The sequence below is a fragment of the Butyrivibrio sp. WCE2006 genome (assembly GCF_000701985.1).
In the GTDB taxonomy this organism is placed as follows: Bacteria; Bacillota; Clostridia; order Lachnospirales; family Lachnospiraceae; genus Butyrivibrio.
This window is the reverse complement of the sequence record NZ_JNKH01000068.1, coordinates 1-9460: the sequence shown is the minus strand read 5'-3', so window position 1 is coordinate 9460 and position 9460 is coordinate 1. Positions and strand designations below refer to the sequence as shown.

The following is a 9460-nucleotide window of genomic DNA, read 5'->3' as shown; positions in this document are numbered from 1 at the left end:
TGGATAATTTTCTTTCGGATCTCACCTAGCTGACTTGTGGTTACTTATCAAACCCATCGATGGCTCCGTCGCATAAAGCATGTCAGCACTCTATACGATTTCATCGCTCGCGCAAGCCTCATGTGCCTGCTTCTGCTATATCCTAATAGATAATAGCTGCTATTATTATAAATCCAGGGAAACAAATTAGCATTCAACGCATAGTTGAATCCTTCAAGTAATCCTGAATGAATCATCATCTAAGAGTATCCTTATTAAAGCCATAGAACCCACAATCGTTTATAACACCTCTCTTTGCTTCCTCCAGTGTCCAAAAAGCCCTGACGAACTCTCCCCTATCATTGACTCCATCGACACATTTGGGATTTAATTCCGGTTCATAAACATACTCTGCCTGAGGCTCTGGATATTCGAAAGTTGTCTCCAGATCAATATATCTCGTCCTGAAAAGGATATATGCTTCTATCTCAGAATCGTTAGGAATGACCATTCCTGCTTCATCCTGTTTATACTGAAATTCTATAGTCCATTTGCAGCCATATATTTTTCCATCCACCAATCTCCTGAACAGCAAACAGTAATATCCTTCCAAAGGATTATTAACCATATTGTTGGCATACCATGGCTTCCAGATCAAATTTCCTTCTTCCAGCTTTTTCCTCTCTCTTTCAGCTTTATTGGCTGCTTCAATTTCTTCTTGATCTACACCACAATTCCAATCTTCAATGCATAGATCAATCCATTCTCCGGGTTGCTTTACATCAAAATCATACATGCTTCTGCATATACTTCTGCCACATTTTCTGCAGGTTATGGAAAAATCGAAATCTCCCATGCATTCATACTCGAGAGCTTTAGGATTCTGAGCGCCACATTTAGCGCATGGGTTTATTCTTTTATATATTTCAATAACTTCTTTTGGGGATTCTCCAAAAAGTCGCCCTCTGATTTCGCTGTCGGATTCAGCTGAGCAACAATAAATCTCCAATTTCTCTGCTTTATCCATATACTGCTTTTCCCACCCATGTATGGGCTTCTGTTCCATATTTCTATTCCTTTCAAGCCAACCGTACAGTATCCAAATCTTCCCACTCTGTTGCTTTTATTATTTTCTCCACAACGCTTTCATCCTGAAAGTCGCATAAGCAAATGCTGTCACGCACATCATGCCCAGCAATAGTGTCTACATGCGAAAGATTCTTTTCAAACTCCACAATCCCCACATAATCAGTTTCATTCAATCTCCCGACAATCTCTTTGTATCCATTAAGCGTAACACCATAGCCTGCTCTTTTAAGAGCCAGGAAAGCTCTTATCAAATCATCACTTCTCGCCTTGGAGTCTCCCATAATGTGAATGATACAGTTACCGGATTCCGAATCCTCAGTCACCATCATCTGCATATTAGTTGAGAATTTTTGTATAAAATCCCATTCATGGCCACTAAGATATTTATAATCAAAGTAGGCTTTATCACGCCTTAACCACCCAAGAAAATGAACCGGATCATCCATCGGAACCATATAGAGCCCATCATCCCTGCCATCCGCAGTTAGGTAGTACCATTCCTTTGGTGTCATTCCGGAATAGAATGCTCTTTCCGCTTTACTGTCTTCATAGCAATGTAATCCGGCTGTTTTTTCTTTTGGCATACCAAGCGCTTCATATACGACAGCACAAGCCTCGTAGAAACTTCTGGCCGTCATTTTTTCCTCTATGTAGTCTGTACAGCCTCCGCTTTCCATCAATTCATTTATTTCATCCTGACTCAACGAGCTAATGTAGCTTTCCCTTGCCTCAGGAAAAATATCATAATAATCCGTTCTACGGATAGCCCCTCTCCTTCTTTCATATGGCACCTTGGCGATATAGCTCTCATACTCTCCTTTTTCCGCTAAAGAAAGGACCAGTTTAACACACTCAATAAGCCCATCAAGCATATCCGTTATATCTACTATGCTTCTATCCGTACTCTTGGAGTCATAAGACATCACACTTATGTCATCCAGCATAACTTCGTAAAAGACATCTCCAGGGCCATAAACAGCGCCACAGAACCTTATGTTTACCCAGTCCCCCTCATCTGTTTTGTTCGGAACATTTACCCATATTGATCTTCGTGAGCTCCTGCCATCTGTACCAATCTTGTTAGTGAGGCTCATGAGTTCCATCATCTTCTCTAAACCTTCATTACTCAAAGTGTATTCAGCATGCCAATATTTATTCTTCCATCTAGATATTTTTCGTTCTGTAACCATATCACCAAATTCCCCAAATCTATTATTGTGAAGCACTTCCTTTTTCGCAGTAGGATATGCAATTTCTTATTATGGTTATGATATCCTTCCTACTCAGCATTGTCATTGAACCACTAGTTGAAAAAAGACCCTGCATCTCTGCAAGGTCTTTTCACCGCTTAGCCAGGCTTAAGGTACTCATATGATAAAATTCCGAAATTATTATATTGCCTACAACACAGCCATGAGGATTACTTCAGCCCAACCGGTTTAACGCCCTAACCTTTATCACGGATTTCAACATATTTCTATGTCTAAAGCACGTTCTCAGTTTCCAATTGATAATTGAGGCAAATACAATTGACCGACGATAATTTACGGTTTAACCAAAATGCAAAATGGTTAATATTGTTGTTGGTCGTTTTAGACGACTTTCCCCTTTCAATCGGGGCTTCAGAAGCAGGATTCGAACCTGCGATTTCCGGACCATTAACCCAGTGCGATTTCCACTTCGCCATTCTGAATACTCATCCAATATTTGCAGTATTGGTAATTGTAACGTAACCCTGTTACAGGGAAACCGGGTTTGAAGTTTTCGTGTTGCAGGCAATTCTTACTGAGTTAATCAAATCTCAATAAACGTTGTCGCATTGGATACTTTAATCTGAGTATCAAGCTCAGTAAGAAGCGTATCCCTCTTTTCCTGAAGTACAGAAATCTTTTTCTGAACATCAAGTGGATCCACCAGCTCAGTAGTGTTCTCCTTCACATAAGCTTCAACTACTTCCAAAGGCTTCTCATCCTTAACTTTGGTATCCTTACCAAGAATTGAAAGTCTCATGCTCTCTGCTGTGTTCTGCAGCTGCTTGTTTTTCATATCTGCTATAGCGACTCTGGTCTGGTAATCCTTTTCCATCTTAAGCTGAAGTGATCTCTCGAAATCAGCATCTCCATCATATGATCCCGCACCGCGCAATCTGCTTCTTAGAGAAATTGCACCTGCAACGGTAAAAGAGCCATAGGTGGTATTGATAGTTGTATTAGCATTTGAAGCAACGATTGCTGCATCAATTCTCTGGAATCTGTCAATCAGATCCTGAATCTGCTGATATGCACTTTCTGCATCCTTGGCAAATTCATCCTTGGATACTCTTGCATCAAGCACCTTTTCCTCATTGGGCTTGATTGTATCTACAAAGCTAGCCTTTGAAATCTTATCCTGAATCTTTTTCACAAGCAGGTCTCTCTCATCAAGAGCCTGGGTGACAAGCATCTTATCTGCCATAAGCTTCACCCTCCATGAACTATACTTTTTTATTTGCCTTAAACAAAGTATAAGGTCATAAATAATTGGTTGTCATTGAACCGCTAGTTGAATGATATACTTCAAGATATTTATCATACTGATTTTGTTAATCTTGCAATCCATGCGCGAATCCCTCTTAGCTTCCTTGTATCCTTGACGCATATATCCTCGTCCTCAGAGACAACCATATTATCAATATATGGATTCTTTACTCCAATCCATTCAAAGAAAGCTTCGGCATCACGATGTAAATACTGATTTTCATTAGCATTACCACTCTTCTTCACAGATTCACTAAGAAACCGAAGCAGATCTCTCTCCTTCCTGGAATACTGCTTACGTGATAAGAGCTCACGATTCACTATCAGTTCGTTACTCTCCCCTTTATATGTGAATGCCTCAGAAATTGTCTGATCGGAAAAAGCATCCTTCCACATCTGTATCCCCTTGATGGCATAATCATTTATTGGCGACATTGGGAAATTGTCTGGTATTTCCATCTGCACCTCTTCGAAGTACTCTAAAAAAATATCTCTAGCAGGGCCTGCAAAATCAGGCATGAATTTTGAATCGTACTTCACATCATAAATATTTTCTTTTTCTAACGCTCTTGCACAAAAGTCCTTAAACAGTCTATTATTCATGCTGTTTATTATATCCGACAAAATTGTTCTCTCTTCTGATGAAAGCGCTATTTTTTCATCAATTGAAATATAATTAATTCTTGTCTGAAGGGGAGATGATAATTCAATATTCTTATTTGAGGCCATCATCATATATGGCTTTAATCCGGATCCTAAATTATTAGATACTTCCTTTATCCATGCCTCTCCATACCATCTACACTTTCCACCTGAAAGAAAGTCCTTTTCTACCTCATCTATCATTACCGGAAATAAATTATTCTCCTGCATCCTGTTGGTCATATATGATTTGCCATCATAATCTCTATAGCTCTTCCATTGTGGTATATTGTATGCTCCGTTCTGTAGTAGTTGATTTATTGCTGACAAAAGCGGCGTTTTACCAGAGCTACTTTGTCCACTTATGAACAATATATTAGGAATTTTAGCGAGCATCTCCTCCGTTCCATTGAAATATTTTTTCATGCCCACACGATACTTCCAAAAGAATGGCGATTGATATGCGTGCAGAAAAACCTCCCAGATTTTCTTGCCTACATCACTATTATTATCAGCTACATTTCTTTCATAACATCTTGTAAAACTGACCAATTTCTCCAATTCATCCCTGATATCATCGGACGACAACTTCTCATTAAAGATTATTGCGTCTTTATCAATCCCAGGCCTTGTTGCATATAGATTATTAGATTCAGAATGATAAATCAGTTCCGTGCGTGGTGCAGGATCATCTCCAACAGATACCTTCTGAACTCGAAGTTTGGTAAACTCATGCCGATTAGCCTCCAGCTCACTCTTGCTCTTAACGGTGCGTATTTTATTCTTAGCATTATTAGTAGAAGTCTTTATCAGTTCAACAATTCTCTCTGCTCTCCTTGCTTCATCTGTATCCTTATGGCTAAGTTCTGTCAATTCTCTGATACTTTCTGTCGTAATTGACATATCTTCTCTATTATTATCAAGATGTTCCGTTTTAATATCTGCCTCTTCTGCCAAATCCGCCAACCGGTTTTCCTTTTTCCATAACCTTTTACAGCCTTCAGGAACAGCATCTATAGTGTTTAGATAAATAGCCTGATATCTATTCAGATAATCATTGTATACCTTGGCATCTCTTGATATGCACCCATCTTCAAACTGTCTCGCTCCAATTCCAAATCCGTTATTTGTCATATTACAGGATCCAATTATCGTAAGATAATTATCAACACCATCACTAACTCCATGCAATAAATAAATCTTGCTATGCGCAGTCACTCCCGTTTTACAAAAGCGAAGTTTAACTCTATCATTAGCAATTTTCTCTTTCATTTCATCATCACAACTATTAAAGAAATCAATTCCTGAAAACTCCCAGTTCTGCATGATTCCTTTTGAAATGGTGCTACACGTTTCACTATCGTTTATTCCGATGATAGTCTCAACTTCACAAAAATGATTAGTATGAGTGCAAAAAAATTCTGGCGATGCAACATATGAAATAGCTCTAAATTCCCGGTATCTCTCATCATTAAAAATATCGAAGAAATCAGCGAGCTCTGACACATGATCATCAATGTTGAATAGGTACAGATTATCATTGGTAGTTACAAAACTATCTCTCATTTCATAGTCTCCTTTCAAAACCAACTATACTGTTCTATATTCTATTGTATGTTTTTGATGTCCTATAAAAATGCTTGTTCTATTAGAACCGCTCACAATAATACATCAAAAACATATAATCCAAACATAAATAGTGGAAGAAAACATGATTTGCAATCATGTCCTTTGTATAGGACATCAAAAATGCAATAATATGCTATAGCTGATGCAGAGAATAATTCTGCAAATATTTTTTAGGAGAAAGATATGATTGTATATGAAAAAGCAGATGCATACTTCGAGCGAAAGAAGGATGATATTATCTCAGAAATAGTATATGGATTAAACATTCAAAAACGTTTTGATGAACGTTTTAATTTCACATTATATGATGTTGAAATCATTGAACTTGGTATTAATGAAGATAATAATACTGCTGAAGCCTGCTTCGAAGGCATTTTAAGAGAAGAATCCGTTGATTGCAGCAATTTCGACCAGCACTATAAAGAATGCACGGATCCAGTTCAATTCGAAGTCACCTTGGAAGAAGACAATGAAGGCAATATTGCGTATGTATTACCCAGAAATAGTGAAGGAGTTGTATATTCAAATGGACTTATTAAATATAAAGAACCTGATCCAATGTGGGATTATTACCCTGACTAATAATACATTGTCAAAAGTAACCCTTTCTGACATAAGACTAAGAGATATAAAACAGAGAGGCGGATGCCTTATTCGTGACCCACATAGAATTGCAAAGAACACTTACACTGGTACACTTTATTACTATTACGACAAATATGATACGGAATTATCATTTGCAGAAGTAACTGTAAGATATTTCCCTATTGGTGGGGCAACAATTATAGGTCCCTCGCCAAATAGCAACGATGGCTTTGATAAATTGCTCAAATACATAGACAAGCTCTCAGAAGATAGTGTATTAAAAAGCATGATTATGGTGAGGAAGACAATAGATGCGCTGTTCATAATTTGGCAGACAGTATTGTTGTATTCTATTTTTAGGCATTCAATTAATGCTATATTTTTAGGAGATATATATTTATGGGAAAATGTTATTATAAAAACAATTATGCTTATCGCTCTTCACCAAGTATCACTAATATTCAAAAGGTATTGATTTTCTTTACTGCAGTCTTAATCATGTTATTATTTGCTACGACGGCTTTAAAACCCACATTACGTGCAAAGCACAATACTAATATCAGCAATATCGATATAGACAGCATATATCATCAATTGGTTATAGAGAAGAAAAACTCTGCTTCATTTAAATGTCCAAAAGATATCAATCCTTATATAATTTTAGCCGAAGTTGTAAAAATTGATAAAGAAGATTCCCTCTATGATGGACCAACTCTAAGAGATAGGGGAAATTGGGTTTTATTGAGACAGGGATCTGAGTGCAGACTTGTCGCAAAGAATTCATATGATATTGATAAAGCAGACGCAATCGCTTCTGAAATCGCTGACACTATACGAGATTTGGCAGGTGATACTGCATCAGAAAGAGAACTTTTTTATGAATTCACAAAATACATGGCCGATAATTTTCATTATAGTAAAGACGTAAGCAAAAAAACAAAATATATGAACAAGCACCATGTTATCATTCCCAATGACAATTTCACCGACACATACTATACTGACAAGGGCATCAATTGCACTGGCTATGCAACAATAACATATCTAGTCTCCAATAAGCTCGACATTGATTGTAAAATGATAAGTACTACTACCCACGTATATAATGCCGTAAAATTCGAGGATTCTGACGACTATATTACATTCGATCTCACATTACAGAATAAATACGCCGGTCTTGGCATACTTGGTAATGCAATCTCAAAATTCAAATATTTAAAATCAAAATCAGCGGAACAAACTCTAGCAGATGCTGTTAGCAATGGACTTATATATAAGCCTTCTGGAATAGGGGAATTTATTAATGAGTTCAGATATTATCACAAAAATTCCATCGTTAAGATTGAATGAATCCCATTACTTTGATTTCAAAATCTCCGTAAATGAGATAAAACCATAGTTCAAAAGGCCTTCTATGATAAAATCAATTATCATAGAAGACCTTTTCTGTGATGTTATTCTATTTAAAAGGGCTCGTAGAGATCCAAAATCACAATTTCTGTATTCCATGTTTTTTTCTTCGGATCATTTATGCTTATATCAAATGAAATGTTAGCCGAACTATCAATTTCTGGACACTTTTCAAGATCGAGTGCACATTCTTTTTCATAGCAATCACCAATAACCGTATAATCTACTCTTGCCTTTCCATTTATAGTTATTGAACCATCGTTTTCATTAACATCGATTTCAAAACCGTCAACTACAACATAATAGTCAGAAGTTTTAACTTTCGAACATGGGAATGAAGAAAAGGGATCATCTATTTTTCGCCTAGTTTCAATACTAATTAAATCATCCTCATAAAACTGTATATCACCTGTCAACTTTTCACCAATAATTTCTTTACTTAATTTCATAACTCTCTTCCTTTCACGTTTATTTAATACGAACAATATAAATAGTCATCGGACTCTTTCGAAATAACAACTATATTTTTTTTCAGATAGTACTTAAGCCTTATTTTTCATCCAATCTATCTGAACTATATGTTTTCTCCTTACTTATGTCTACAATATATGGGATGTGTACATTTTCCATTCCGGAATTTTACCACAATCACATATCGCGTGCAACATGTTGTATGACCTTCACATCATGATTGTTCTCCAGCAAAAAACCTTCCCCTATTCCATATAACGGAATTATTCTAATCCTTTTCTTAATTTTACATTATTAGCACCTTCTGCTTTCTACCAATAGCTACTAATGTCTTTAAGTCCTAGACAATACTACAGTTTCGCTATAAACATAGTAGCATTTTGCATGTCCAATAACTCTCTCACCAATTCCGAATATCCGAATATCCATTCACTACTCTAGATAAAAAGGCCAAACAATAGCATTTGCCACTGCTTAGCCCCCATTGGCTACTATCGGATGCCCCTTCACCCAACGATTTTCTTTCGTTCTACTTCAAAAACTTTATAAGTACCATCACTTTTGCTTCTTAGTTCAGCATCATTTCACCTCTCGAGAATTTTTCTTAAGATCAGTATTATTTTTACTTCATTATCCGATAATTCGATTACACTTGTACCCACCAATGCTCTCCTTTTAATACCCATCTGTAGTTCCGGCTCTTTCAAACTCTACATTTTCATTAAGATTTTTAGGGTATTCAAAGTTTTTGAGGTGAAGTCAGACCCTCAAAACGCTTGGCAAACCCTCAAAAAGTTTGATTATCCCCAATAAAAAAGTGCCTACGGCACCTCAACTCCCCTGCCCCTCAATCATGAGGGGTGGGGTTGTTTTTTGCCTCAACTCATTCATAATGATTTTATGAAACGAAATACTCTACAAGATCTGTTCCGCGATCATTATGAAGAAATTCAATATACTCTTCATCCCCGCAAGACCGAAATGGAAAACATCGATAAGATGATCAATTGCGGGGATCCTGCTTATGGCGGCGCTATGTACGGCTGCCCTGATTGTGGTACTCTCAAATTTGTTCCCTTTCGTTGTCATTCAAGATTCTGCCCTACATGTGGTGCCATGTATTCACAAAAACGTGCTCA

The 9460-nt window shown here is 37.1% G+C and carries 9 protein-coding genes and 1 tRNA gene; 4 read left to right on the top strand and 6 right to left on the bottom strand.

What is annotated here, in order from left to right; all coding sequences use genetic code 11:
• Positions 1-235: 235 nt before the first annotated feature.
• The 5 genes from T501_RS18855 to T501_RS18835 form a co-directional block, all read right to left on the bottom strand.
• Positions 236-1045 carry a hypothetical protein gene (locus T501_RS18855; RefSeq protein ID WP_044917010.1) on the bottom strand — a complete coding sequence of 270 codons (810 nt, stop codon included), beginning with the start codon at positions 1043-1045 and terminating at the stop codon, positions 236-238.
• 13 nt (positions 1046-1058) lie between these two features.
• On the bottom strand, positions 1059-2198 hold the full coding sequence (locus T501_RS18850) for a hypothetical protein (protein WP_155994939.1): 1140 nt from the start codon (positions 2196-2198) through the stop codon (positions 1059-1061).
• Between the two features lie 490 nt (positions 2199-2688).
• Positions 2689-2761 (bottom strand) — tRNA-Ile (locus T501_RS18845).
• A gap of 101 nt (positions 2762-2862) precedes the next feature.
• Positions 2863-3522, bottom strand: a complete 660-nt coding sequence (locus T501_RS18840; RefSeq protein WP_044917007.1) for a hypothetical protein — start codon at positions 3520-3522, stop codon at positions 2863-2865.
• Positions 3523-3635: 113 nt separating this feature from the next.
• Positions 3636-5792 carry a phospholipase D-like domain-containing protein gene (locus tag T501_RS18835; protein ID WP_044917005.1) on the bottom strand — a complete coding sequence of 719 codons (2157 nt, stop codon included), beginning with the start codon at positions 5790-5792 and terminating at the stop codon, positions 3636-3638.
• A 246-nt stretch (positions 5793-6038) separates the two neighbouring features.
• On the opposite strand from T501_RS18835, the gene T501_RS18830 reads away from it, so the two are divergent.
• From T501_RS18830 to T501_RS18820, 3 genes are read left to right on the top strand one after another with little or no spacing between them, the layout of a single operon-like run.
• Complete coding sequence (locus T501_RS18830; protein WP_044917003.1) at positions 6039-6437, top strand: hypothetical protein; 399 nt, start codon at positions 6039-6041, stop codon at positions 6435-6437.
• A complete protein-coding gene (locus T501_RS18825; RefSeq protein ID WP_044917002.1) occupies positions 6382-6915 on the top strand; it encodes a hypothetical protein in 534 nt (177 codons plus the stop codon). Before T501_RS18830 ends, T501_RS18825 begins: the two co-directional genes overlap by 56 nt.
• Positions 6840-7790 carry a hypothetical protein gene (locus tag T501_RS18820; protein WP_197028001.1) on the top strand — a complete coding sequence of 317 codons (951 nt, stop codon included), beginning with the start codon at positions 6840-6842 and terminating at the stop codon, positions 7788-7790. The genes T501_RS18825 and T501_RS18820 overlap by 76 nt, the downstream gene beginning before the upstream one ends.
• A gap of 113 nt (positions 7791-7903) precedes the next feature.
• On the opposite strand, the gene T501_RS18815 is transcribed toward T501_RS18820, so the two are convergent.
• The gene (locus T501_RS18815) at positions 7904-8299 is read right to left on the bottom strand and encodes a hypothetical protein (RefSeq protein ID WP_044917000.1); all 396 of its coding nucleotides are present in this window, start codon (positions 8297-8299) and stop codon (positions 7904-7906) included.
• A gap of 922 nt (positions 8300-9221) precedes the next feature.
• On the opposite strand from T501_RS18815, the gene T501_RS21125 reads away from it, so the two are divergent.
• Positions 9222-9460: transposase zinc-binding domain-containing protein (locus T501_RS21125; protein ID WP_197028000.1), on the top strand; the 239-nt coding region annotated here is incomplete at its 3' end.

Bases quoted from the DNA above. Each gene is read 5' to 3' on its own strand.
- T501_RS18840 (WP_044917007.1), bottom strand. From the start codon at position 3,522: ATGGCAGATAAGATGCTTGTCACCCAGGCTCTTGATGAGAGAGACCTG.
- T501_RS18820 (WP_197028001.1), top strand. From the start codon at position 6,840: ATGGGAAAATGTTATTATAAAAACAATTATGCTTATCGCTCTTCACCA.
- T501_RS18815 (WP_044917000.1), bottom strand. From the start codon at position 8,299: ATGAAATTAAGTAAAGAAATTATTGGTGAAAAGTTGACAGGTGATATA.
- T501_RS18855 (WP_044917010.1), bottom strand. From the start codon at position 1,045: ATGGAACAGAAGCCCATACATGGGTGGGAAAAGCAGTATATGGATAAA.
- T501_RS18825 (WP_044917002.1), top strand. From the start codon at position 6,382: ATGGACTTATTAAATATAAAGAACCTGATCCAATGTGGGATTATTACC.
- T501_RS18830 (WP_044917003.1), top strand. From the start codon at position 6,039: ATGATTGTATATGAAAAAGCAGATGCATACTTCGAGCGAAAGAAGGAT.
- T501_RS18835 (WP_044917005.1), bottom strand. From the start codon at position 5,792: ATGAGAGATAGTTTTGTAACTACCAATGATAATCTGTACCTATTCAAC.